This window comes from Pseudomonas schmalbachii (genome assembly GCF_017589465.1).
In the GTDB taxonomy this organism is placed as follows: Bacteria; Pseudomonadota; Gammaproteobacteria; order Pseudomonadales; family Pseudomonadaceae; genus Pseudomonas; species Pseudomonas schmalbachii.
The window spans coordinates 143,474-167,270 of the sequence record NZ_JAELYA010000005.1 but is presented as its reverse complement, the minus strand read 5'-3'; the positions used below and the strand labels follow the sequence as shown (position 1 = coordinate 167,270).

24 protein-coding genes are annotated in these 23,797 nt (G+C 65.2%); 9 read left to right on the top strand and 15 right to left on the bottom strand.

Annotated features, from left to right (window positions below; all coding sequences use genetic code 11):
• Positions 1–35: 35 nt before the first annotated feature.
• From JFY56_RS14355 to fadD2, 3 genes are all read right to left on the bottom strand, one after another.
• Entirely contained in the window at positions 36–503 is a 468-nt protein-coding gene (locus JFY56_RS14355; RefSeq protein WP_208314520.1) for a YiiD C-terminal domain-containing protein, read from the bottom strand.
• 122 nt (positions 504–625) lie between these two features.
• A complete protein-coding gene (gene fadD1, locus JFY56_RS14350) occupies positions 626–2,314 on the bottom strand; it encodes a long-chain-fatty-acid--CoA ligase FadD1 (protein ID WP_208314519.1) in 1,689 nt (562 codons plus the stop codon).
• A 358-nt stretch (positions 2,315–2,672) separates the two neighbouring features.
• Positions 2,673–4,361, bottom strand: a complete 1,689-nt coding sequence (gene fadD2 / locus JFY56_RS14345) for a long-chain-fatty-acid--CoA ligase FadD2 (RefSeq protein WP_208314518.1) — start codon at positions 4,359–4,361, stop codon at positions 2,673–2,675.
• A 213-nt stretch (positions 4,362–4,574) separates the two neighbouring features.
• Here fadD2 and JFY56_RS14340 point away from each other — a divergent pair, with 213 nt between their 5' ends.
• Both JFY56_RS14340 and JFY56_RS14335 read left to right on the top strand, forming a co-directional pair.
• Positions 4,575–5,519 (top strand): alpha/beta hydrolase, encoded by a 945-nt coding sequence (locus tag JFY56_RS14340; RefSeq protein WP_208314517.1) that lies wholly within the window; start codon positions 4,575–4,577, stop codon positions 5,517–5,519.
• Positions 5,516–5,986, top strand: coding sequence for a MaoC family dehydratase (locus JFY56_RS14335; RefSeq protein ID WP_208314516.1), 471 nt, complete (start codon positions 5,516–5,518; stop codon positions 5,984–5,986). Before JFY56_RS14340 ends, JFY56_RS14335 begins: the two co-directional genes overlap by 4 nt.
• A 45-nt stretch (positions 5,987–6,031) precedes the next feature.
• On the opposite strand, the gene JFY56_RS14330 is transcribed toward JFY56_RS14335, so the two are convergent.
• The 7 genes from JFY56_RS14330 to JFY56_RS14305 form a co-directional block, all read right to left on the bottom strand.
• Positions 6,032–6,889 carry an efflux RND transporter periplasmic adaptor subunit gene (locus tag JFY56_RS14330; RefSeq protein ID WP_208314515.1) on the bottom strand — a complete coding sequence of 286 codons (858 nt, stop codon included), beginning with the start codon at positions 6,887–6,889 and terminating at the stop codon, positions 6,032–6,034.
• A 16-nt stretch (positions 6,890–6,905) separates the two neighbouring features.
• Positions 6,906–7,115 (bottom strand): DUF1656 domain-containing protein, encoded by a 210-nt coding sequence (locus JFY56_RS14325; RefSeq protein ID WP_208314514.1) that lies wholly within the window; start codon positions 7,113–7,115, stop codon positions 6,906–6,908.
• Positions 7,102–9,093, bottom strand: a complete 1,992-nt coding sequence (locus JFY56_RS14320) for an FUSC family protein (protein WP_208314513.1) — start codon at positions 9,091–9,093, stop codon at positions 7,102–7,104. The genes JFY56_RS14325 and JFY56_RS14320 overlap by 14 nt, the downstream gene beginning before the upstream one ends.
• 175 nt (positions 9,094–9,268) lie before the next feature.
• Positions 9,269–9,376 (bottom strand): cytochrome c oxidase subunit CcoM, encoded by a 108-nt coding sequence (gene ccoM / locus JFY56_RS24625; RefSeq protein ID WP_281246559.1) that lies wholly within the window; start codon positions 9,374–9,376, stop codon positions 9,269–9,271.
• A gap of 213 nt (positions 9,377–9,589) precedes the next feature.
• Complete coding sequence (locus JFY56_RS14315; RefSeq protein WP_208314512.1) at positions 9,590–9,751, bottom strand: hypothetical protein; 162 nt, start codon at positions 9,749–9,751, stop codon at positions 9,590–9,592.
• A complete protein-coding gene (locus JFY56_RS14310) occupies positions 9,748–10,347 on the bottom strand; it encodes an alpha-ketoglutarate-dependent dioxygenase AlkB family protein (protein WP_208314510.1) in 600 nt (199 codons plus the stop codon). The genes JFY56_RS14315 and JFY56_RS14310 overlap by 4 nt, the downstream gene beginning before the upstream one ends.
• A gap of 57 nt (positions 10,348–10,404) precedes the next feature.
• The gene (locus tag JFY56_RS14305; RefSeq protein ID WP_208314509.1) at positions 10,405–10,677 is read right to left on the bottom strand and encodes an aspartate-semialdehyde dehydrogenase; all 273 of its coding nucleotides are present in this window, start codon (positions 10,675–10,677) and stop codon (positions 10,405–10,407) included.
• Positions 10,678–10,915: 238 nt separating this feature from the next.
• Between JFY56_RS14305 and rapA the strand changes: the two genes are divergently transcribed.
• Positions 10,916–13,768 carry an RNA polymerase-associated protein RapA gene (gene rapA, locus JFY56_RS14300; protein ID WP_408004409.1) on the top strand — a complete coding sequence of 951 codons (2,853 nt, stop codon included), beginning with the start codon at positions 10,916–10,918 and terminating at the stop codon, positions 13,766–13,768.
• A 163-nt stretch (positions 13,769–13,931) separates the two neighbouring features.
• Positions 13,932–14,387, top strand: coding sequence for a universal stress protein (locus JFY56_RS14295; RefSeq protein ID WP_208314507.1), 456 nt, complete (start codon positions 13,932–13,934; stop codon positions 14,385–14,387).
• Between the two features lie 134 nt (positions 14,388–14,521).
• Here JFY56_RS14295 and JFY56_RS14290 read toward each other — a convergent pair whose 3' ends face one another.
• From JFY56_RS14290 to JFY56_RS14280, 3 genes are all read right to left on the bottom strand, one after another.
• On the bottom strand, positions 14,522–16,180 hold the full coding sequence (locus tag JFY56_RS14290; protein ID WP_208314506.1) for a phosphoethanolamine transferase: 1,659 nt from the start codon (positions 16,178–16,180) through the stop codon (positions 14,522–14,524).
• Between the two features lie 115 nt (positions 16,181–16,295).
• Positions 16,296–17,072: a hydroxypyruvate isomerase family protein gene (locus tag JFY56_RS14285; protein ID WP_208314505.1), complete on the bottom strand. Its 777-nt coding sequence runs from the start codon at positions 17,070–17,072 to the stop codon at positions 16,296–16,298.
• Entirely contained in the window at positions 17,069–17,959 is an 891-nt protein-coding gene (locus JFY56_RS14280) for an NAD(P)-dependent oxidoreductase (protein WP_208314503.1), read from the bottom strand. The genes JFY56_RS14285 and JFY56_RS14280 overlap by 4 nt, the downstream gene beginning before the upstream one ends.
• Before the next feature lie 159 nt (positions 17,960–18,118).
• On the opposite strand from JFY56_RS14280, the gene JFY56_RS14275 reads away from it, so the two are divergent.
• Genes JFY56_RS14275 through phnE form a run of 4 tightly spaced genes read left to right on the top strand, consistent with a single transcriptional unit; the run spans position 18,119 to position 21,367 of the window.
• Positions 18,119–18,976, top strand: a complete 858-nt coding sequence (locus JFY56_RS14275) for a putative selenate ABC transporter substrate-binding protein (RefSeq protein WP_208314501.1) — start codon at positions 18,119–18,121, stop codon at positions 18,974–18,976.
• A complete protein-coding gene (locus tag JFY56_RS14270) occupies positions 18,973–19,779 on the top strand; it encodes a phosphonate ABC transporter ATP-binding protein (RefSeq protein ID WP_208314500.1) in 807 nt (268 codons plus the stop codon). The genes JFY56_RS14275 and JFY56_RS14270 overlap by 4 nt, the downstream gene beginning before the upstream one ends.
• Complete coding sequence (locus JFY56_RS14265; RefSeq protein WP_208314498.1) at positions 19,773–20,600, top strand: PhnE/PtxC family ABC transporter permease; 828 nt, start codon at positions 19,773–19,775, stop codon at positions 20,598–20,600. Before JFY56_RS14270 ends, JFY56_RS14265 begins: the two co-directional genes overlap by 7 nt.
• Positions 20,597–21,367 carry a phosphonate ABC transporter, permease protein PhnE gene (phnE, locus tag JFY56_RS14260; RefSeq protein WP_208314496.1) on the top strand — a complete coding sequence of 257 codons (771 nt, stop codon included), beginning with the start codon at positions 20,597–20,599 and terminating at the stop codon, positions 21,365–21,367. Before JFY56_RS14265 ends, phnE begins: the two co-directional genes overlap by 4 nt.
• 175 nt (positions 21,368–21,542) lie before the next feature.
• On the opposite strand, the gene JFY56_RS14255 is transcribed toward phnE, so the two are convergent.
• Together JFY56_RS14255 and JFY56_RS14250 are read right to left on the bottom strand one after the other, a co-directional pair.
• On the bottom strand, positions 21,543–21,908 hold the full coding sequence (locus tag JFY56_RS14255; protein WP_208314495.1) for a DUF5064 family protein: 366 nt from the start codon (positions 21,906–21,908) through the stop codon (positions 21,543–21,545).
• A gap of 69 nt (positions 21,909–21,977) precedes the next feature.
• Positions 21,978–22,295, bottom strand: coding sequence for a DUF2288 domain-containing protein (locus tag JFY56_RS14250; RefSeq protein WP_208314493.1), 318 nt, complete (start codon positions 22,293–22,295; stop codon positions 21,978–21,980).
• A gap of 307 nt (positions 22,296–22,602) precedes the next feature.
• Here JFY56_RS14250 and JFY56_RS14245 point away from each other — a divergent pair, with 307 nt between their 5' ends.
• A complete protein-coding gene (locus tag JFY56_RS14245; RefSeq protein WP_208314491.1) occupies positions 22,603–23,724 on the top strand; it encodes a branched-chain amino acid ABC transporter substrate-binding protein in 1,122 nt (373 codons plus the stop codon).
• Positions 23,725–23,797: the final 73 nt, after the last annotated feature.

Genomic DNA, 23,797 nt, shown 5'->3' with positions numbered 1-23,797 from the left:
ATTGTCGCAGATTTGGCCAGGGTGCGTGGCCCGGATCAGCCTTCCATGCGCGCCGCGTACATCGCGCTGGCGGTCAGCACCTCGCGGCCCTCGCAGGTCAGGCTGACCGGCAGTTTCAGGCGGGCGCGCTTGCGCGTGCGCAGTTGCTCGACGAACGCCGGCCACTCCGCCGGCAGCACCGCCTCGGCGACGAACTCGGCGGCGGCCGGGGCGCGGTAGTCGCATTCGTAATGCTGGATCACCAGCGCGGCATGCAGCTCCTCGCGGCGCAGGGCGTCGAACAGCAGGGTCCAGCCGGCGGCGATGGCCAGGGTCGCCAGGCTGCCGCCGAATACCGTGTTGTGCGGATTGCGGTTCGGCGCGTGCGGGGCGCTGAGACGCAGGTGACCGGGCGGGCTCGGCTGGGCGCGGATGTCCATCGCCACGGTCAGCGGGATGTGTTCGTGCAGGTAACGGGTCAGCGCCTCGGCGCGGGCGATGTCGTCAGAAGTTGGGATAGTCATGGCAATAGGGCCGCTTGGAGGATGCCCTATATGGTAGGCGGGTAGCGGCGGAACGGTCGATCCCGCCTTGCAGCCGCAAATGAAAAGCCCCGCCGGGGCGGGGCTTTTCAAGACGGCAGACGTTACTTCTGCGCGACCTTCTTCAGCTCCTCGTCACGCAGCTCGCGACGGAGGATCTTGCCGACGTTGGTGGTCGGCAGGGTGTCGCGGAACTCGACGGCCTTCGGGCGCTTGTAGCCGGTCAGGTTGTCGTGCATGTGCTTCATCACCTGTTCCTTGGTGAGGGTGACGCCCGGCTTGGAGACGACGAACAGCTTGATCGACTCGCCGGATTTCTCGTCCGGAATGCCGATGGCCGCGACCTGCAGCACGCCCGGCAGGGTCGCCGCCACGTCTTCCAGTTCGTTCGGGTACACGTTGAAGCCGGACACCAGGATCATGTCCTTCTTGCGGTCGACGATGCGCATGTAGCCATCGTCCTGGATGATCGCGATGTCGCCGGTCTTCAGCCAGCCATCCTTGTCGAGGATTTCCGCGGTGGCGTCCTCGCGCTGCCAGTAGCCCTTCATCACCTGCGGGCCCTTGACGCACAGTTCGCCGCGCTCGCCGAACGGCAGGTCGTTGCCGTTATCGTCGATGACCTTGCACAGGGTGGACGGTACCGGGATGCCGATGGTGCCGATCTGGATGTTCTGGAACGGGTTCACCGACACCACCGGGCTGGTTTCGGTCATGCCGTAGCCTTCGCTGATCGGGCAGCCGGTGACTTCCTTCCAGCGCTCGGCGGCGGCCTGCTGCAGCGCCATGCCGCCGGAGAGGGTCAGCTTCAGCGCGGAGAAGTCCAGCTTGCGGAACCCTTCGTTGTTGCACAGGCCGACGAACAGGGTGTTCAGGCCGACGAAGCCGCTGAACTTCCACTCGGCCAGCTCCTTGACCATCGCCGACAGGTCGCGCGGGTTGGTGACCAAGACGTTGTGGTTGCCGGTCAGCATCATCGCCATGCAATGGAAGGTGAAGGCGTAGATGTGGTACAGCGGCAGCGGCGCGATGAGGATCTCGCAGCCTTCGCCGAGGTTGGCGCCCATCAGCGCCTTGCACTGCAGCATGTTGGCGATCAGGTTGCGGTGGGTCAGCATCGCGCCCTTGGCCACGCCGGTGGTGCCGCCGGTGTACTGCAGCACGGCGACGTCGTCGCTCTTCGGCGTAGCTTCGCGGACGATCTTGCCGCGGCCCTTGGCCAGCGCGTCGTTCAGCTTGACCGCCTGCGGCAGGCTGAACGGCGGAACCATCTTCTTGACGTACTTGACCACCGCGTTGACCACGAAGCGCTTGAGCGGCGGCAGCATGTCGCCCACTTCGGTGACCAGTACGTGGCGGATGCCGGTCTTCGGCAGCACTTCCTCGGCCAGGTGTGCCATGTTGGCCAGGCACACCAGCGCCTTGGCGCCGGAGTCGTTGAACTGGTGCTCCATCTCCCGCGCGGTGTACAGCGGGTTGGTGTTGACCACGATGAGGCCGGCGCGCATGGCGCCGAACACCACTACCGGGTACTGCAGCACGTTGGGCAACTGCACGGCGATGCGGTCGCCGGGTTGCAGGTCGGTGTTCTGCTGCAGGTAGGCGGCGAAGTCACCGGAAAGCCGGTAGATGTCGCCGTAGGTAAGCGTCTTGCCGAGGTTGCTGAAAGCAGGCTTGTTGGCAAAGCGCTGGCAGGACTCCTTCAGCACCGCGAGGATATTCGGGTACTGGTCAGCATTGATCTCGGCGGCGATACCGGCCGGATATTTGTCCTTCCAGAAATTTTCGGTCATGGAAGCCCACTCCTGAGCAACAGCTGATCTACACCGCTCTGGGCGGTTGTTTGTTGTGTTTTTAGCGCTTTTTTCCGTGGCGGGAAACGAAAAGCGGGCCGAGATTATCAGCTTTGCCTAGTACCGACCAGCACCAAACCAGCCCTCCCCGGTCAAAAAAATGACCGAAGACAACACCTTCGGTCACATTTCCATGCTAGCCCGCGGGCCAGCCCTCAGAGCCTGTTGACGATCTCGCGAGCTAGAGCAGAACAAGGCGAAAACGGGCGAGGGGGCGGAGTTTACACGCAGTAAATGAGCACCCCGAGCCCGTTTTCAACGCAGTTATGCCGACGCGCAGCAGATCGTAAACAGGCTCTCAGACGGTTTCGCGCAGCTCACGGCGCAGGATCTTACCCACCGGCGTCATCGGCAGCGCATCCTTGAGCACGATCTGCCGGGGCACCTTGTAGCCGGTGAAGTTTTCCCGGCAGTAGGCCTTCAGTTCGTCGACCGTCAGCCCGCCCTCGCGCGGCACCACGAACAGCTTGACCGCCTCGCCGGACTTCTCGTCCGGAACGCCGACCGCCGCACAGTTGGCCACCTTCGGGTGAGCCATGACGACGTCCTCGATCTCGTTGGGATAGACGTTGAAACCGGACACGATGATCAGGTCCTTCTTGCGGTCGACGATACGGACGAAACCATCCGGGTCGATGACGGCGATGTCGCCGGTCTTCAGCCAGCCCTCGGCATCCAGGGTTTCGGCGGTGGCTTCCGGACGATTCCAGTAACCCTTCATCACCTGCGGACCTTTCACGCACAGCTCCCCACGCTCGCCGAGACCGAGCTCGCGACCATCGGCGTCGATCACCTTCAGCGCAGTCCCCGGCACCGGAATGCCTACCGAGCCCAGCCGGACCAGGTCGCCATAGGGATTCGCGGTGACCACTGGCGAGGTTTCGGTCAGGCCGTAGCCTTCCACCACCGAACAGCCGGTCATGGCCTTCCAGCGCTCCGCCGTCGCGGATACCAGCGCGGTGCCGCCGGAGTTGGTGACCTTGAGATTGGAGAAGTCCAGGTTCTTGAACTCGGGATGCTCCATCAACGCGACGAACAGCGTGTTCAGGCCGAGCAGCGCGGAGAAGCGCCAGTTCTTCAGCTCCTTGACGAAGCCGGCGATATCGCGCGGATTGGTGATCAGTACGTTGTGGTTGCCGTTGACCATCATGCACATGCAGTTCGCGGTGAAGGCATAGATGTGGTACAGCGGCAGCGGCGCGATCATCACTTCCTGGCCTTCCTTCAGCAGCGGCCGGCCGTCCGCCGCCAACTGCGACAGGCAGGCGTTGACCTGCTGCATGTTGGCGACCAGGTTGCCGTGGGTGAGCATCGCCCCCTTCGCCACTCCCGTGGTGCCGCCGGTGTATTGCAGCACGGCGAGATCGCCCAGCCCGACCTTGACCGGCTGCAGCGCGTGGCCCCGCCCCAGGCGCAGGGCTTCGGTGAATCGCACGGCGGCGGGCAGGCTGTAGTCCGGCACCATCTTCTTCACATGCTTGACCACGGCGTTGACCAGCAGCCCCTTGAGCGGCGGCAGCAGGTCGCCCATGCGCGCCTCGATCAGGTACTCGATGCCGGTGTCGGGCAGCACCTCCTGCACCAGCTTGCCGAACAGGTTGACGTAGACCAGCGCCCGCGCGCCCGAGTCCTTGAACTGGTGGCGCATCTCGCGCGCGGTGTACAGCGGGTTGGTATTGACCACCACCAGCCCGGCCCGCAACGCGCCGAACACGGCGATCGGGTATTGCAGGATGTTCGGCATCTGCACGGCGATGCGATCGCCCGGCTTGAGATCGGTGTTGCGCTGCAGATAGGCGGCGAAGGCGGCGGAAAGACGATCCAGCTCGGCATAGCTGAGCGTCACGCCCAGATTGCTGAAGGCCGGGCGGTCGGCGAATTTCTTGCAGGAGCGCTCGAAGACCTCGACCACCGACTTGTAGGTCTTCAGGTCGATCTCGTTGGGAACACCGGCGGGACGTTTGTCATTCCAGAAGTCAGGCTGCATTTATTCTTATCCTCTTACCTGAGTATGTCTGATCCGCGCACGCGGCCATCCGAGGGAACTTAGCAGCTCCCCCGCGAGGCGCAAATTCCATCTCCCGGTCATAGATGTGGTGAATTACGCATCAGCAGCAACGCATTCACCCGGGATACTGGCCACGGGAACGCGCTGCTAGAATGCCGCGACCTTCGCCCTGCCGGCACAAGGACTGCGCAGATGCCACACGCCGCCTACTGGCTGCCCGCCAGTGACGAGACACCGCTGTACACCCGCCACTGGGCCACGGAACAGCCCGCCAGAGGCGCGGTGATGCTCTCCCATGGCATGGCCGAGCACGGTGGCCGCTACGAGCGGCTGGGCCAGGCCCTGAACGCCGCCGGCTACCACCTGTACGCCATCGACCAGCGCGGCCACGGACGCACGGCGGAGAACGGCGAACTCGGCCACTACGCCGACAGCGGCGGCTGGGGTAAGGTGGTCGGCGACCTGGCCACCCTCAACCGGCACATTCGCCAGCAGCATCCGCGCCTGCCCATCGTCCTGCTCGGCCACAGCATGGGCAGCTACATCGGCACCGCCTACCTGGCCGAACACAGCGCCAGCGTGCAGGGGGCGGTACTCTCCGGGTCGAACTACCAGCCGGTCGCCCTGTACCGCAGCGTTCTGCCGATCGCCCGCTTCGAGCGCTGGCGGCAGGGGCCGCTGGGGCGCAGCGCGCTGATAGAGCTTCTGTCCTTCGGCTCGTTCAACAAGACATTCCGCCCCAACCGCACGGCCTTCGACTGGCTGAGCCGCGATCCGCAGGAGGTCGACAAGTACGTCGCCGACCCGCTCTGCGGTTTCCGCTGCAGCAACCAGCTATGGCTGGACCTGCTCGGCGGTCTGGCCGAGCTGACGCCGGTCAGTCGTCTGGCGCGTATCGAAAGCAGCCTGCCAATGCTGATAATCGGCGGCGAACGCGATCCGGTCAGCCAGGGCAAGCGCCTGAGAAAGCTGGCCGACGCGCTGACCCGGGCCGGCGTACGCGACGTCCAACTGCAGATTTATCCCGACGCCCGTCACGAACTGTTCAACGAGACCAATCGCGACGAGGTCACCCGCAACCTGATCGGCTGGCTGGACAAGGTCAGTCATCGACACACGAACGAGGAAATCCCATGACCCAGGTTCAGAACGTCACTTACGAAGAACTCGAAGTCGGCCAGAAGGCCACCTTCCAGCGCGATGTCACCGAGCGCGACATCCAGCTGTTCGCCGAAGTCTCCGGCGACCGCAACCCGGTGCACCTGGACGCCGAATACGCCGCCGGCACCCTGTTCAAGGAACGCATCGCCCACGGCATGCTCAGCGGCGCACTGATCAGCGCGGCAATCGCCACCACCCTGCCCGGCCCGGGCACCATCTACCTCGGCCAGAGCCTGAGCTTCACCCGCCCGGTGAAACTCGGCGACAGCCTGACCGTGGAACTGGAAGTGCTGGAAAAACTGCCGAAGAACCGCGTCAAGGTAGCCACCCGCGTGCTCAACCAGAACGGCGAGCAAGTGGTGAACGGCGAAGCCGAAGTACTGGCGCCGAAGCAGAAACTGGATATCGAACTGCCGGCCCTGCCGCCGATCACCGTCGGCTGACCGGCCTCCTGCCCCTCTTCCGCAACGGAAGAGGGGCAACGCCCTTCACTTCTCCCGCACGACGACGCTGGCCGTCATCCCGGCGCTCAGGTGCACGCCTTCGGGCACCTTCTCCAGCTTGATCCGCACCGGAATCCGCTGCGCCAGACGCACCCAGTTGAACGTCGGCTCGACATTCGCCAGCAACTGGCTGTCCGGCACCGCATTGCGGTCGGTGATGCCGCTGCTGATGCTTTCCACCTTGCCGTCGATTTCGGTCTCCCCGCTCATCAGCAGCACCTTCGCCGACTGGCCGACGCGGATGCCCGGCAGCTTGGTCTCCTCGAAATAGGCGGTCACGTAGAAGGACTTCTGGTCGACCAGGGCCATCACCGGCTGGCCGGTCTGCACATAGTTGCCTTGGGCCAGACGCAGGTTGGTCACCTGGCCGTCACGCGGCGCACGGAGTTCGCTGCGGCGCAGGTTGAGTTCGGCCAGCTTCACCTGGGCCAGCGCCTCCTGGTATTCGCCGTTGGCGATCCCTGCCCTGAGCTGCGCGCCTTCCTTGTCTTCGGCGCTGATCGCCGCCGTATCCAGGCGGCTGCGCCGCGAAGCCTCGCTCTGGCGCAGGCGGAGCTGCTGATAACGGGTATCGGCCAGAGCCTTGGCCTGTTCCAGATTGGCCTGGTAGCGCTCGCGGTCGATGCTCATCAGCAGGTCGCCGGCCTTGATCTGCTGGTTGTCCTGCACGCGCAGGTCGGTAACCCAGCCGGACACGTCGGGGGCAATCACCACCACGTCGGCACGCACCCGGGCGTCGCGGGTCCACGGCGAAAGCATGTAGTAATGCCACAGCCAGAACCCGGCCAGTACGGCAGCGGCGACCACGACCAGCGTGAGGGTTACGCGAAGGAATCCGCGCATGCAGAACTCTCCTTTATCAACCGCCTCCAGCGAGGCTCCAGGTGATTGCACAAAGAATCAGCAGGAACAGCGCGCAATCGAACAGCGCCTCGTTCCAGATCCAGCGTCCCAGCGGGGTCACCTGCATCAGCATGCGCACCGCCGCCGTCAAACCAAGCGCCATGAGCGCGTAGACGAACAGCGGGCTCAGGTAGACGCCACCCCAGCTCCATTCATGCAACTCCATGCTTTTCCTCCGGCCGGCACCACTGGCGCCAGGTATGCCGCAATTGCACCAGCGCCGCCCGGGCCAGTCGATTGGCTTCGCTTTCTCCGGACTTGTCCTTGCCCAACGTATCCTCCAGCGACAGGCAGAGTGTTTCCAGGCGCCCTTCGCGCCCCGCGCCCGGCCCCGCTTCGAGAATATCGCCGAGTTCGCCCAGGAAACGTTCGCGCGCCTTGCGCAGGGTGCCACGCGCGTTGCCCAGGCAGGCGCGCAGATGGATCAGCTCATTGCCCAGGTCGAGCGCCAGCAGGCCGTCCTGCCAGCGCTGCTGTCCCTGCTCCGGCAGCAAGGTGTAGTGCCGCGCCAGGCGGATCAGGCGGTCGGCCATGCGCCCGCCGAACCAGTTCTCCGCCTGCGCCAGCGGCCGCCGGGTCAGCCGGCCGAGATCGACGCAGGTCGCCGCGATCAGCCGACGGTTCAGCCAGTTCGGCGACAATGTCAGCAGGCGGAACAGCACCACGGCGCTGCCGACGCCAATCAGCACGCCCTGCGCCGAGTTGAGCAGCACGGCGAGGTCGTAGTGCATCTGGTTGCGCGGCGCGACCAGGGTGATGAAGTGGATCGCGAAGGACGTCGTGGTCCCGGCCAGAATGGGCGTCGCCATTCCCAGCGCGGCGAAGAACAACGGCACGCCGAGGGCCAGGCAAAGCAGCGGGAAACCGCTCCATTGCGGCAGTAGCCACTGGGTGACAACCACTGCGGCAGGGATCGCATAAAGGATGCCGCGCAGGAAGGAAAGACCGATGGCGGAGGGATTGTCGCGGCCGGCGAACAGGCTGCAGATTACTGCGGCCAGCAGCATCCCGCTGATCGCACCAGGCCAGGCGGTGGCCATCCAGAATGCCGCCATGCAGAGAAACGCCAGGGCGCTGCGCGCCCCGCTGAACAACGCCATCAGCCAGTCGCGATGCCAGGACAGGTTCCCCGGGGCACTGGCATCCAGCTCTCCGCTGGCCACCGAACGCATGCTTCGCTCGGCATCGACCGCCTTGCGCAGCAGCACGCTGCAGCGTGCCAGGCTGTAGCGCAGGTCATTCGACAGATCGGGATCGCGAGCCACCTCGCCAAGCCGCTCACGCACAGCCTCCATGGCCGCCGCATCGGGCTCGCCGTCGAAGCAGGCGAGAAGCTCATCAATCCATGGCTGCAGGCGCTGCCGATCCTCGCTGTCCAGCAGGTTGCGCTGGCGAGCAACGCCCCTGGCGGTACGCAGCAGGCTGAGCAGATCCCGCGACAGCACGCGCAGCGCCCGCGCCCGCTGTCTCCCGCGAAAACCCTCGAACCAGGCGTGATCGCGCTGCACATCCACTTCGACGATCTTGCCCAGCGCGGCCAGCAGGCTCTTCGGCTGGCGCGCCTCTTCGGCGACCTCGCCGCGCGCCGCCTGCATTCCGGCCAGCCAGGTAGCGCGCGCCTGCTTGTCGAGATTCGCCTCGACCCGGCGTGGCCAGAGCGTCGCGCTGATTACCGAGGCGCAAAGGATACCCAGGCAGATTTCCGTGCAGCGGGCCACCGCCTGGTCGAACACGGTGAGCGGCTGGAAGATCGACGGCAGGCCGATGATCGCCGCGGTATAACCGGCCAGCACGAAGGCGTAGGAAACATGGTTGCGCAGGGTGGTGGAGGCCGCGGTACAAAGTCCCAGCCACAGCGAAATGACCAGCAGGAACAGCCAGGGCGTCTGCGCGAACAAGGCGATCATCACCACCGACATCGCGGTCCCGACCAGGGTGCCGAGCAGACGGAAGATGCCCTTGGCGATCACCATGCCGGACAGCGGCTGGGAAACGATGAACACCGTCATCAAGGCCCATTGCGGCTGTTCGAGATCGAAACGAAGCGCGCACCACAGCGCCAGGCCACCGGCCAGCAGCGTCTTGATCGCGAACTTGAGCGCCAGCGGGTCCGGCGCGAGGAATGCCTTGAGCGATTGTCGCACGCAACGTCTCGAAGAAATCCGGAAGATTCAAGAATGGCCGAGCAGCGCCGTATCTGCCCGCATTATTAGCCACCTAACTATTTGTCATCCAGATTTTTTTCGCGCACAAAAAAACGGGCGACCTAAAGTCGCCCTAAGTGCCTTGCGTGCCCTGTGTATCCGGAAGAATCACCGATCAATGGCGGTGGGAATCCTTCCAGATGAAATATCCGACCCCTCCGCAGAAAACGATCATCAGGCCAACTGTGATAACACCTGCGAGTACCACTTCGTCGATGAACATGGTGTTGGCCCTCTCTGTTATCTGCTGCTTGGGAGATGGGCTCAGATTACCGGCGGCTGGCCGAGCACTATTGATCTGCATCAACTTACGCCAGTGCCCGGGTCAGAGCCCGGCAGAGCACTGACGCAGGTCAAGAATGCGAATGGTGAGATGCGGCGAGACGCCGCGGAATCAGGCTTTCCGCAGCGTTGGAGAGAATGGAACCAGCCGGAATCAGCGCTTCTTGGGCTTGCCTTTGCCTTTCTTGCCCGGCTTGCCCAGCGGCAGAACCTTTTCGAAGGCCTTGCGCACTTCCTGCAGGCGCTTTTCATGCACGTCGTGGACACGCTTGTCGCGTTCGGCGTTCAGGTCGATCAGATTGTCGTCGTTGCTCATGAGGGGGAATGCACCAGACGGAAAGTCAGATTCAAACGGGGCGCGACCTCGCGGCGGGTCTTCGCTACCTGATGTTGCCAATAATGCTGCGTTGTGCCCGACATGACTAGCAGGGAGCCCGCTTCCAGTTCCACCGAGTAGTCGATTGCCGAGTGCCCCTTGCGGCGCAGGTCGAAGCGCCGGGTACCACCCAGGTTGAGCGAAGCCACCAGCGGGTTGCGCCCCAGTTCGGGCTCGTCGTCGCTGTGCCAGCCCATGGAGTCCTGGCCGTCCCGGTAATAGTTGAGCAGCACGCCGTTGAGCGGCCGGCCGACCGTTTCCACCACCCGCTGCCGAATTTCGCTCAACAGCCGGGTCCACGGCAATGGCTCGTGCACCAGCCCGGAATAGCGATAGGTGGCCTGCGGGTCGCCGTACCAGGCAACCAGCCGCGGTACGGGATAGTCGCGCCCATGCAGGTGGACGCTGGGTTGCTCCCAGGGCGTTTCCGCCACCAGCCGCTCGAACCACTCCGCCGCCGTGGCAGGCGGGCACCAGCACGGGATCAGGCGGAGTTCGGCATCGGGCAGAACGATGGGGGCATCGTCGAACAACATGGCAGCACGCTCATGGGGCAGTCCTGGCCAGTATGCAGCGTCGTCCGGCCACGGGCATCAGATCTCGATATCCACCCATACGCCCTTGCGTGGCGCCGCTTCCAGCTCGGGAACATCCGATTGGCCATCGGCGGACTCTTCCTCCGCTGCTCCAGGCGGCGCCGGGGGATGCCGGCGTCCCTGATAGCCCTCCTCCGCCGTCCGCTCCTGGGGACGACGTTTCAGCCCCACGCCGGCGTCAGGCTGCGCCGCGGTGACCGGAGCGACCTCCGGGCGCGGCTTGGGCGACTCCTGCTGCGCTGGCAGGCCATGGGGGATGGGCGGCAACATGAGTAGTCCTGTTCGTCCTCTGGTCAGGCTGTCGGCAGCCAGGTCCGCGACTTGAATCCGGCTCGCTACACTTCTCTACATTTTCGACGAGTTTCCCGGCTCGTCCGGAAAGTGCGGGCGCAACTCTCCGTCATGTTGGCCGTCGACAGGTCCATGTCGATATTCGGATGCTTCTCCCACCGGACGGCCATCGCTGAATCCCGCGTGTTCCGTTACCATAGCCCGCTTTTTTTGGGAGGTGTCCATGGCGCAGTATCAACCGGGTCAACGCTGGATCAGCGACAGTGAAGCGGAACTGGGGCTGGGTACCATCCTGGCGCTCGATGGCCGGCTGCTCACGGTGCTCTATCCGGCGACCGGAGATACTCGCCAGTACGCCGAGCGCAACGCGCCGCTGACCCGCGTACGCTTCGCTCCGGGCGACGAGGTGACGCACTTCGAAGGCTGGAAGATGACCGTGCGGGAAGTCGAGGAAGTCGACGGCCTGCTGGTCTACAGCGGCATCACTGCGCAGAACGAACCGCGTGTGCTGCCGGAAACCCAACTGTCCAACTTCATCCAGTTCCGTCTGGCGAGCGACCGTCTGTTCGCCGGCCAGATCGACCCGATGTCGTGGTTCCGCCTGCGCTACAACACCCTGGAACACCGTACCCGCCTGCTCCAGTCGTCGCTCTGGGGCCTGGCCGGCGCCCGCGCCCAGCCGATCGCCCACCAGTTGCATATCGCCCGCGAAGTGGCCGACCGCATCGCGCCGCGCGTCCTGCTCGCCGACGAAGTAGGCCTGGGCAAGACCATCGAGGCCGGTCTGGTGATCCATCGCCAGTTGCTCTCCGGACGCGCCAGCCGGGTGCTGATCCTGGTTCCGGAAAACCTCCAGCACCAGTGGCTGGTGGAAATGCGCCGCCGCTTCAATCTCGAGGTCGCCCTGTTCGACCGCGAGCGCTTCGTCGAAAGCGACGCCAGCAACCCCTTCGAAGACAGCCAACTGGCCCTGGTCGCACTGGAATGGCTGAGGGAAGACGAGCGTGCCCAGGATGCGGCGTTCGCCGCCGGCTGGGACCTGCTGGTGGTGGACGAGGCGCACCATCTGGTCTGGCATCCGGAACAGGCCAGCCGCGAGTACCAACTGGTCGAGCAACTGTCCCAGGTGATCCCGGGCGTCCTGCTGCTCACCGCGACGCCGGAGCAGCTCGGTCTGGACAGCCACTTCGCCCGCCTGCGCCTGCTGGACCCGGATCGTTTCCACGATCTGGAAGCCTTCCGCAACGAGAGCAGCCAGTATCGTCCGGTCGCCGAGGCGGTGCAGGAGCTGATCGACCACGGCCGGCTGTCGGCTGCCGCACGCTCGGCGATCCACGGCTTCCTCGGCGCCGAGGGCGACGATCTGCTGAGCGCCGTCGAGGGTGGCGACGAAGAGGCGCGGGCGCGCCTGATCCGCGAACTGCTCGACCGCCACGGCACCGGCCGCGTGCTGTTCCGCAACACCCGCGCTGCCGTGCAGGGTTTCCCGGAGCGCCAGCTGCACAGCTATCCGCTGCCGAACCCGGTGGAATACATGGAGCTGCCGATCGGCGAGCACCCCGACCTGTACCCGGAAGTCAGCTTCCAGGCCCAGCTCGATGACGCTGACGAGAACACCCGCTGGTGGCGCTTCGACCCGCGCGTGGAATGGCTGATCGACACCCTGAAGATGCTCAAGCAGTACAAGGTGCTGGTGATCTGCGCCCACGCGGAAACCGCGCTGGACCTGGAAGACGCCCTGCGCCTGCGCTCCGGCATCCCGGCCACGGTGTTCCACGAGGGCATGAGCATTCTCGAACGCGACCGCGCCGCCGCGTATTTCGCCGACGAGGAATTCGGCGCCCAGGTGCTGATCTGCTCGGAAATCGGCAGCGAAGGTCGCAACTTCCAGTTCGCCCACCATCTGGTGCTGTTCGACCTGCCTGCTCACCCGGACCAGCTCGAACAGCGCATTGGCCGTCTCGACCGGATCGGCCAGCGCCACACCATCCAGATCCACGTGCCGCACCTGGAAACCAGTCCGCAGGAACGTCTGTTCCAGTGGTATCACCATGCGCTCAACTCCTTCCTCAACACCTGCCCGACCGGCAACGCCATGCAGCACCGGTTCGGCTCGCGCCTGCTGGATATGCTGGAAGGTGGCGACGACAAGGAATGGCAGGCGCTGCTCGACGAAGGTCGCGCGGCCCGCGAGGCGCTCGAAGCCGAGATGCACAGCGGCCGCGACCGCCTGCTGGAGCTGAATTCCGGCGGCGCCGGCGAGGGCGAGGCGCTGGTCGAGGCGATCGAGGAGCAGGACGACCAGTTCGCCCTGCCGCTGTACATGGAGAAGCTGTTCAACACCTACGGCATCGACAGCGAGGATCACTCGGAGAACGCGCTGATCCTCAAGCCGAGCGAGAAGATGCTCGACGCCAGCTTCCCGCTGGGCAGCGACGAAGGCGTGACCATCACCTACGACCGCAACCAGGCCCTGGCCCGCGAGGACATGCAGTTCCTCACCTGGGAGCACCCCATGGTGCAGGGCGGCATGGACCTGGTGCTGTCCGGCTCGCTGGGCAACACCTCGGTGGCGCTGATCAAGAACCGCGCGCTCAAGCCCGGCACCGTGCTGCTGGAAATGCTCTTCGTCAGCGAGGCGGTGGCCCCGCGTTCGCTGCAGCTGGGCCGCTTCCTGCCGCCGGTGGCGCTGCGCTGCCTGCTCGATGCCAACGGCAATGACCTGGGCGCGAAGGTTTCCTTCGAAACCCTCAACGACCAGTTGGAAAGCGTGCCGCGCGCCAGCGCCAACAAGTTCGTGCAGGCCCAGCGCGACGTGCTGGCCAAGCAGTTCGCCATCGCCGAAAGCAAGGTTGCGCCACGCCATGCCGAGCGCGTGGAAAAGGCCCGCCACCAGTTGCTCGCCACCCTCGACGAGGAACTGGCCCGCCTGACCGCGCTCAAGGAGGTCAACCCGAGCGTGCGCGACAGCGAGCTGGAGGCCCTGCGCAAGCAGCGCGACGACAGCCTGGCCCTGCTGGACAAGGCTTCGCTGCGCCTGGAAGCGATTCGCGTGCTGGTCGCCGGCTGAGTCCGATCCGCACTGCCGACATGCAAGAAGCCGCGACGGGCAACCGCCGCGGCTTCTTGCATTTCCACACCCGCAATCCCCCGCCGTTGATTTTGCGCAATGTCTTTCGCACAGAGCGAGCTAGAGTTTTCCTACACAAATTACATACCGAGGGGACAAGATCATGTATGAGCGCATTCTGGTAGCAGTGGATGGCAGCCCGGTATCCGACCGCGCATTGGCAGAGGCCGTGAAGCTCGCCGAGCTGAGCGGCGGTGAGTTACGCGTCATCACCATCGTCGACAGCCCGCTGCGGCATCTGCCCGACTATGCCGTCTACTACAACCCCGAGCCGCTGCGCGAAGCGGCGCTGAAGGCGGCCGACGATACGCTGGCCAAGGCACGGGAAAAGGTCGCCGGGCACAATATCCAGGTCAAGTTCGAGCGCGTCTGCCAGGAACGCGCCAGCGAAGAGATCGCCGAGCGCATCGAGATCGAGGCCGATGAGTCCAAGTGCGATGTGATCGTCATGGGCACCCACGGCCGCCGCGGTGTGCGCCGGCTGATGCTGGGCAGCGTGGCGGAAGGCCTGATCCGCGTGAGCAACCGTCCGGTCCTGCTGGTGCGCGGCGACCAGTAGCAACTCTCTCGGCAAGCCAAAAGGCCATGCGGGCTCCCCCGCATGGCCTTTTTTGTAGGTTGGCGCTGAGCGCAGCGAAGCCCAACATCGGTCCGGCATTGGCACCGTTGGGCTTCGCTGCGCTCAGCGCCAACCTACTGTCCTGCAGACATCTGCGGGCGGCAGGAGTGGAAGATATCCAGCCCCGGCTGATACACGCCGGTGCGCACCTGGAACAGCCCGAGCAGCGAGTGGAACAGGTTGTCGTGGCTGAGCTCGGCCGCTTCCGCCTGGCCTTGCAGGCAGCCGCGGTCGATCCCCTGGTCCGCCAGGGTGCGCGTGCCGAACCACATCACCATCGGCACATGGGTCTGCGCCTCCGGAGCGATGGAGTAAGGCGCGGCGTGCAGGAACAGGCCGTTTTCGCCGAGCGACTCGCCGTGGTCGGACACGTACAGCATCGAGGTATCGAGCCGATCCTGGTTGCGTTGCAGCAGCTCGATCACCCGGGCGAGGAAATGGTCGGTGTAGAGGATGGTGTTGTCGTAGACGTTCACCAGTTCCTCGCGACTGCAGCTGCCCAGCTGGTTGGTGCGGCATACCGGCGTGAAGCGCTCCATTGCCTTGGGATAGCGCTCGTAGTATTCCGGCCCGTGGCTGCCGTCGGCATGCAGGACGATCAGGGCATGGCCGTCCAGACCATCGATGTAGGCCTGCAGATCCTGCAGCAGCGCCTCGTCCAGGCAGCGCCGGCCGTCGCAGAAGGGACCGGGCTGGGTCTTCGGGATATCGCGATTGGGCACGCGCAGGCAGGTGCCCTTGCAGTCGCTGTTGTTGTCCAGCCAGAGCACCTGCACACCGGCGCGCTGCAGCACATCGAGCAGGCCCTCGTAGGTCTTGCCCTTGCGGTCGCTGTAGTCCTCGCGCGGGAACATGGAGAACATGCACGGCACCGACACCGCCGTGGACGTGCCGCATGAGTGCACGCGGGCGAAGTTGAGGATATCGAGCTGCTTCAGCTGCGGATTGGTCTCGCGCGGATAGCCGTTGAGGGAGAAGTGATCGGCCCGCGCCGTCTCCCCCACCACCAGGATCATCAGCGACTTGCGGTTGCGCTGCTGAGCCTTGAGGTTCATCACCGCATCCTGACCGATAGGCTGCACCACCAGGTTTTCCCGGATGCCCATGCTCTGCTTGGCGAACTTGCCGATGGCATAGATGTAGTTGGTCGGGTTGATGAAGTGGGTCAGCTTGTCTTCCTCGCGGAAGATCGGCGCATAGGTCGAATAGAAGCAGCCCGCCGACACCGCCACCACCAGCAGGCAGCCGAGGATCACCAGCACCTTTTCCAGCAGGCCGCGGAAGAACGGCCGGTAGACCACCGGCAGGAACCAGACCAGCGCCGCCGGCAGCACGCCGAGCAGCAGCAGGTAGACCAGCAGCCTGCCGCTGAACAGCGCGGTCGCCTCGCCGGGATTGGTCTCGAAGACGTTCTGCACCATCACCGTATCGATGGCGATGCCGTAGGTGTTCATGAAGTAGGCTGCCGCCGCCGAGCACAGGGCGACCACGCTGAGCGCCGGCTTCAGCGTGAGACGGAAGGAAACCAGGGTCAGCAGCAGGCTGAACGCGGCCCAGAGGAACAGGCCGAAGGAGGCGAAGAACGCCGTGCCGTACAGCCCCTGCAAGGGCACCAGCCCGTCGAGCGCCTTCCAGGTGGCCAGGTTGTAGAACAGCACCAGCGCCAGGGAGAACCCCAGCACCAGGCGTGTCGAGCTGATTTGCGGTAAGCGGCGTTTCCTGCCCTCAACCATCGATGGCACTCCTCGGTACTACACGAACGAAGCCTGCCGCCATGGCAGGCGGCGCGACTCTAGCGACCCGGCGGTCAAGAAAGCGTGAAATCCACGCGCACACGCAGCAGCCGCCTCACTGCTTCCACCCGGCCAGCCAGCCAAGGCTGTTTTCGGTGCGCCCGGTGGGCCGGTATTCCGCCCCCAGCCAGCCGTCGTAGCCGGTATCCGCCAACGCCCGCAGCGCCGGCTGGAAATCCAGTTCGCCGGAACCCGGCTCGCCGCGCCCGGGAACGTCGGCGAACTGCACGTGGCCGATCCGCCCCGCCAGTTGCCGCACGCACTCCGCCGGATCGAGGCCCATGCGCGCCATGTGATAGAGGTCGAGTTGCGCCTCCAGGTTCCGCTGCCCGACGCGTTCCAGTATCTGCAGCAGATGCCCCGGTGTATTCAGCAGGAAGCCCGGCATGTCGTGCAGGTTGATCGCCTCCAGCAGCACACCGATGCCCAGCCCGGCGAATGCGCTGGTCGTTTTCTGCAGCCGCTCGACCAGCGTGTCCAGCGCCTGCTCGCGGCTGACGCCCTCGGCCAGTCGGCCGGCCAGCACATTCACCCGCTGTGGCTGCACCACCTGCGCGTAGTCCAGCGCCTGGCGCAGCGCGGAGTCGAACTCCGCGGCACGCGACGGCACTGCGGCAAGTCCGGCGCCACCCGTCATGAAGTCGCCCGCCGGCAGGTTGATCAGCACCAGCGGCATGCCGGCGGACTGCAACGCCGCACGAAAATCCTGCGCCGCCACCTCGTAGGGGAACTGGATCTCGACACCTTCGAAACCGGCGTCCGCCGCGGCCCGGATGCGCTCCAGCAGCGGCAGATCGGTGAACAGCAGGGACAGGTTGGCGCAGATCTTCATGGCTTCACCTCACGATACTGTTCGACCAGGGTGGCCGGGTCGCATTCGAGATTGCCCTGGCTGCCATGCAGGCGCATCAGTTGCGCGGCGAGGCCGCTCATGGGCGTCGAGGAACCCTCCTCGCGTGACAGCTTCACGGCGGTATCCAGATCCTTCAGCAGCGTGCGCACATGCCACTTCACCGGCTCGAAACGGCTTTCGGCCATCTGCGGAGCGAGGATCTGCAACGGTTTGGAATCGGCGAAACCGCCGGCCAGCGCCGGCGCGATCAGGCTGGCATCGACCCCGGCCTTCTCCGCCAGGGCCACCACCTCGGCGATCACCAGGGCGTTGCAGGCGACGATCATCTGGTTGCACACCTTGGTCACCTGGCCGGCGCCGACATCGCCCATGCGCGTCAGGCGCTGGCCGAGATGGGCGAGGATCGGCCGCACCCGCTCGATGTCCTCTGCCCGGCCGCCGGCCATGATCGCCAGGCTGCCCGCTTCCGCGCCCGGCGTGCCGCCGGATACCGGCGCATCGATCCAGCGCATCCCCGTGCGCGCTTCCAGCTCCGCCGCCATCTCGCGGGTAGCCGACGGCTCCAGGCTGGAGAAGTCCACCAGCAACTGGCCGGCACGCGCGCCCTCGACGATCCCACCGGGACCGAACACCACTTCGCGTACCGCGGCGGTATCGGCCAGGCAAAGCATCACTACCTCTACCCCGTCGCAGAGTTCAGCGGGACGTTCGACGGCTTGTGCGCCCTTCGCGGCAAGCAATTCGCACTTCGCCGCAGAACGGTTCCAGACCCGCAGGGGATAGCCGGCCGCCAGCAGACGCCGGCTCATCGGTACGCCCATCAGGCCGAGGCCGGCAAACGAAATCGAAGGCAAGGTAGACGACATGAAGCACACTCCGAGAAAATGACCGGCTGAAAAACGCCATCTTAGCCGTCCCAGCGGCGGACGCCGACCCGCTCCGCCTCGGAAGCCATCTGCCAGCCAATGCTGGCGAGCTGCCTATACTCGGATTGGTTTTTTCCGCTTTTGACCCGGAGAACTCTCATGCTGAAACGTACCCTGGCGCTCGCCGCCGGCTTTGCACTGTCTTTGTCCGCAGTACTCACCCACGCCGAAGAACTGAAGGAACTCAAGGTCTCGGCCATCCCCGATGAAGCCCCGACCGAACTGCTGCGCAAGTTCAAGCCCCTGGGCGCGTATCTCCAGGAGAAACTCGGCATCCCGGTGAAATTCGTTCCGGTGGCGGACTATGCCGGGGTGGTCGAAGCCCTGGCGGCTGACCGCCTGGACATGGCCTGGCTGGGCGGCTTCACCTTCGTCCAGGCGCGCCTGAAGACCGGCAACGCCATTCCCCTGGTGCAGCGCGAGCAGGACCAGCAGTTCACCAGCAAATTCATCACCGCCGACCCGAACGTGAAATCGCTGCAGGACCTCAAGGGCAAGACCTTCGCCTTCGGTTCCGTGTCCTCCACCTCCGGCAGCCTGATGCCGCGCTACTTCATGCAGAAGGACGGCATCGTGCCCGAGCAGTACTTCTCCCGCGTGGCCTATTCCGGCGCCCACGACGCCACGGTGGCCTGGGTGCAGGCCGGCAAGGTCGATGCCGGGGTGCTGAACGCCTCGGTCTGGCAGAAGCTGGTGGACAGCGGCAAGGTCGACCTGGACAAGGTCAAGGTGTTCGCCACCACGCCGACCTACTACGACTACAACTGGACCGTGCGCGGCAACCTCGATCCGGCCGTGGCGGAGAAGATCAAACAGGCCTTCCTCGCCCTCGATCCGGCCAACCCGCGTGACAAGGAAATCCTCGACCTGCAGGCGGCCAGCCGCTTCATCGAGACCACGCCGGAGAACTACAAGGGCATCGAAGAGTCCGCGCGTGCCGCCGGCCTGTTGAAGTGACCCTGCGTCTGACCGGCGTGGAGCATGTCCACGCCAACGGCCAGCGCTCGCTCGCCGGGATCGACCTGCGCGTCGAAACCGGCGAGCACGTCGCCATCATCGGCCCGTCCGGTGCCGGCAAGACCACCCTGCTGCGCATCCTCGCCACCAACCTGATGCCCACCGCCGGCACCTATGAGCTGCTCGGCAGCCAGCCGTGGTCGCTTGGCAGCGGCGCCCGCCAGCGCCTGCGCGCGCGCATCGGCCTGATCCACCAGGCACCGCCCCTGCCGCCCCGGCAGCGGGTGGTGACCGCCGTGCTGGCCGGGCGTCTCGGCCAGTGGCCGCTGTGGAAGAGCCTGGCCAGCCTGGTCTATCCGGTCGATATCGCCGGCGCCCGCACCGCGCTGAAACGCCTGGACCTCGCCGACAAGCTGTTCGAACGCTGCGACCAGCTTTCCGGCGGCCAGTTGCAGCGCGTCGGCATCGCCCGCGCCCTGTACCAGCAGCCGGAAATCCTGCTCGCCGACGAACCGGTGTCGGCCATGGACCCGGTGCTCGCCGGACACACGCTCGACGTGCTCACCCGCGAAGCGGAAAGCCGGGGCGTCACCCTGCTGGCCAGCCTGCATGCGGTGGAACTCGCGCTGGCGCACTTCCCGCGCATCGTCGGCGTGCGCGACGGCCGGGTGGTGTTCGACCTGCCGACGCACAAGGTCAGCCGCGCAGACCTCGACGCGCTCTACGCCAACGATCAGTTGGGCATGGACGATGCTTCCGTCGCGCCGACCGGTCCCGTCGTCGTGCAGATTCCGCGATGCTGAACGAACGCGCCCACGACCCCGCCGCGCTGCCGCGCCTGCTGCTCACGCTGCTGGCGCTGGTCCTGCTGTGGCCCGGCATACGCCTGAGCGAACTGGACATCCCCGGCCTGTTCAGCGGCGACAACGCCACGACCATGGCCAATTTCCTCTCCGGCTTCTGGCCGCTGGCCCATGACAGCGAGTTCCTCGCCCTGCTCGGCCGCGCCACCCTGGAAACCCTGGCCATCGCCACCGCCGGCATGGCGCTGGCCTGGCTGCTGGCCTTCCCCGCCGCCCTGCTGGCGACCCGCGCCCTGTCCATCTCCGCCCTGCCCCGCGGCGGCCTGCCGGCATGGTGGGCGCGCGCCCTGCGCTGGCCGGTGCGTGGGGTGCTGATCATCCTGCGCAGCATTCCGGAGATCGTCTGGGCGCTGCTTTTCGTGCGCGCCGTCGGCCTCGGCCCGACCGCGGGGGTGATGGCCATCGCCATCACCTACAGCGGCATGCTCGGCAAGGTCTACGCGGAAATATTCGAATCGGTCGATCCACGCCCGACCCGCGCGCTGCTGCTCTCCGGCAGTTCGCGGCTGCAGGCGTTCGCCTACGGCGTGCTGCCATCGGCGGCGGCGGAACTGATCTCCTACACCGTCTACCGCTGGGAATGCGCGATTCGCGCCTCGGTGGTGATGGGCTTCGTCGGCGCCGGCGGGCTCGGCCAGCAGATCGACCTGTCGCTGCGCATGTTCGCCGGCGGCGAGGTTTCCAGCATCCTGCTGACCTTCCTCCTGCTGGTGCTGGTCGCCGACATGCTCAGCCGCTTCCTGCGCGGGAGGCTGGAATGAAAGGTGTGCTGCACAGCCTCGGCTGGCTGCTGGCGATCCTGCTCGCGGTCGGGATTTCCTTCGCGTATCTGGAGGTGGATACCGGCGGGTTGTTCAGCGCGACCGGCCTCGCCCAGATGCTGCAGTATGCCCGCGACTTCTTCCCGCCGGACCTTTCCGCCACACACCTGCGGGCCATCGGCCACGGCGCGCTGGAAACCCTGGCGATGTCGGCGCTGGGCACGCTGCTGGCGGCGCTGATCGGCATCCTCTTCGCCCTGCCCGCTGCCGGCCGCTTCGGCCGTCTTGCGCAGGGTGCGGCGCGCTTCCTGCTGAATGCCCTGCGCGCGGTGCCGGAGCTGGTGTGGGGTGCGCTGATGGTGCTGGCCGCCGGGCTCGGGCCGAATGCCGGCACCCTGGCCCTGGCGCTGCACACTGGCGGCGTGCTCGGCCGGCTGTTCGCCGAAGCGCTGGAAAACACCCCCACCGAGCCCGCCGAGGCGGTGCGCCTGGCCGGCGGCGGCCGGGTCGCGGCCTTCGCCTACGGGACCCTGCCAGGGGTCTGGCCGCAACTGGTGGCCTACACGCTGTATCGCTGGGAGAACAATATCCGCATGGCCAGCGTGCTCGGCTTCGTCGGCGCCGGGGGGCTCGGGCAGATGCTGTATTTCAGCCTCAGCCTGTTCCAGCAGGCCCAGGCGTCGACGGTGATCCTGGCGATGCTGGTGCTGGTGCTGGCGGTGGATAGCCTGAGTGCCTGGGCAAGACAGCGGTGGGTGACCAGTTGAGCCGCCCGACGGTGGATGTTGGGCTTCACTACGTTCAGCGCCAACCTACGGGTGGGCGTGGCGTAGGTTGGTGCTGAGCTTGCGAAGCCCAACGGTGCCCAATCCGGCGGGTGTTGCGTAGGTTGGCGGAAATGAAAGAGCCCGGGCGCTGGCCCGGGCTCTTTCATTGCAGGATTCACTCGCCGCGAATCACCTTGTCCAGGTCGACCGGCTCGCCAGGCTTGATGTTCAGCTTCGCCTGGATGTCCTCGAACATCGCGTCGTAGTCCTTGTGGTTGCGCATGATCGGACCGAAGCGCGGGTTCAGGCCATGCTTCTGGGCGATGTGGGTGGCATCGCTGGCGAAGTTGAAGGCGGTATCGCGCGCCATGTCCCATTCCTCCTTGAACTGGTTGCCGCCAATCTCGCCTTCCATGGTGAAGTGCATGAAGGCAGTGCCCTTCTCAGGATCGTGGCGCACCTCATAGCGCAGATGCACATCCGCTTCCCCCTGCCCCAGACCGGGAATGGATTGCAAATGCATGTGTCCAGGTTCAAACATGTGGTCTATCTCCCAGTGGTGAATCTCCACAGTCTAGACCGCGTTTGGCAAAACGGAGGGGCTGCCGGATCAGTGCAGCGCCGGCTTTTCCGCGCGCTCCTGCACCAGCACCCAGGGCGCCACCACCACCGCCCAGAGCTGCGGGTCACGGGCCAGATAATCTTCCGCCTGCTTCTCGTCGACTTTCGCCAGGCCACCCCCGGCCAGCCATTGCGCGACCTTCGCGCCGTTGTCCTCGGCCACGGCCTCCGCCACTTCCACCAGATCCAGCTCCATCGCCACGCGCAGCAGTGCACCGCGAGCAAAGAATGGTTGCAGTTCCTGCCAGCTAATCATCGCGGTTTCGCCGAGCAACTTGGCATATAGGGTGCTAGTTTGTTCAGTCATGGGTCTCACCAGGCTATAGAGCGGCGCAATCATAACGCCGCTCGTGCTTTGGGCAAGGCTCAGGCGACGTTGTCGCCCACAACGATCCGATGGTGCTGGAAAGGGCAGCGCCGTTTTTCTATACGTTTATTGCAATCATGCGACATGCCCTCGGCAAGCCCGCCGCCACCCGCTTTTCAAGCGGCAAAGCGGCACTCTACACTGTACCGGTACAGTTGCCGGTGGGCTTTTCTGAGAACTTGACTCAGTCCTACAGCCTCCGTGCACTAAGGACTACAAAAACGAATCACAAGAAGAGTGGAGCATTATGAAGAAGGGTACTCAGCGTCTTTCCCAGCTGCTCACCGCCATGGCTCTCGCCGGCGTTGCCAGCTACTCGATGGCTGCAGACACCATCAAGATCGCACTTGCCGGCCCGGTGACCGGCGCGGTCGCCCAGTACGGGGAGATGCAATTCATTGGCGCGAAAATGGCCATCGAGCAGATCAACAAGGCTGGCGGCGTAGACGGCAAGCAGCTTGAAGGCGTGGTCTACGACGACGCCTGCGATCCGAAGCAGGCCGTGGCCGTTGCCAACAAGATCGTCAACGATGGCGTCAAATTCGTCGTTGGCCACCTCTGCTCCAGCTCCACCCAGCCGGCGTCCGACATCTACGAGGACGAAGGCATCCTGATGATCACCGCGGCTTCCACCAGCCCGGACATCACCTCCCGCGGCTACAAGCTGATATTCCGCACCATCGGCCTGGACAGCCTGCAGGGCCCGACCGCCGGCAAGTTCATCGCCGAGCACGTCAAGCCGAAGTCCGTCGCCGTCATCCATGACAAGCAGCAGTACGGCGAAGGCATCGCCACCGCTGTGAAGAAGACCCTGGAAGACTCCGGCATCAAGGTCCCGCTGTTCGAAGGCATCAACGCCGGCGACAAGGACTTCTCCGCGATGATCGCCAAGCTGAAGCAGTCCGGCGTGGACTTCGTCTACTACGGCGGCTACCACCCGGAACTGGGCCTGATCCTGCGTCAGGCTGCCGAGAAAGGCCTGAAGGTCGGCTTCATGGGTCCGGAAGGCGTCGGCAACAAGGAACTCTCCGCCATCGCCGGCGGGGCCTCCGAAGGTCTCTACGTGACCCTGCCGAAGTCCTTCGACCAGGATCCGAAGAACCAGCCGCTGGTCGACGCCTTCAAGGCGAAGAACGAAGACCCGAGCGGTCCGTTCGTGTTCCCGGCCTACGCCGCCGTGCAGGTCATCGCCGATGGCATCAAGAAAGCCGGCAGCGACGACACCGAGAAAGTCGCCGAAGCGCTGCGCAGCAATACCTTCTCGACTCCGACCGGTGACCTGGCCTTCGATGAGAAGGGCGACCTGAAGAACTTCAACTTCGTGGTCTACCAGTGGCACAAGGACGGCACCAAGACCGAAGCCAAGTAAGCCGCGTCGTCGACACCCAAAGCCCACTGCCAGCATGCAGTGGGCTTTGTTTATCCGAGTTTTCCGGGGGTCC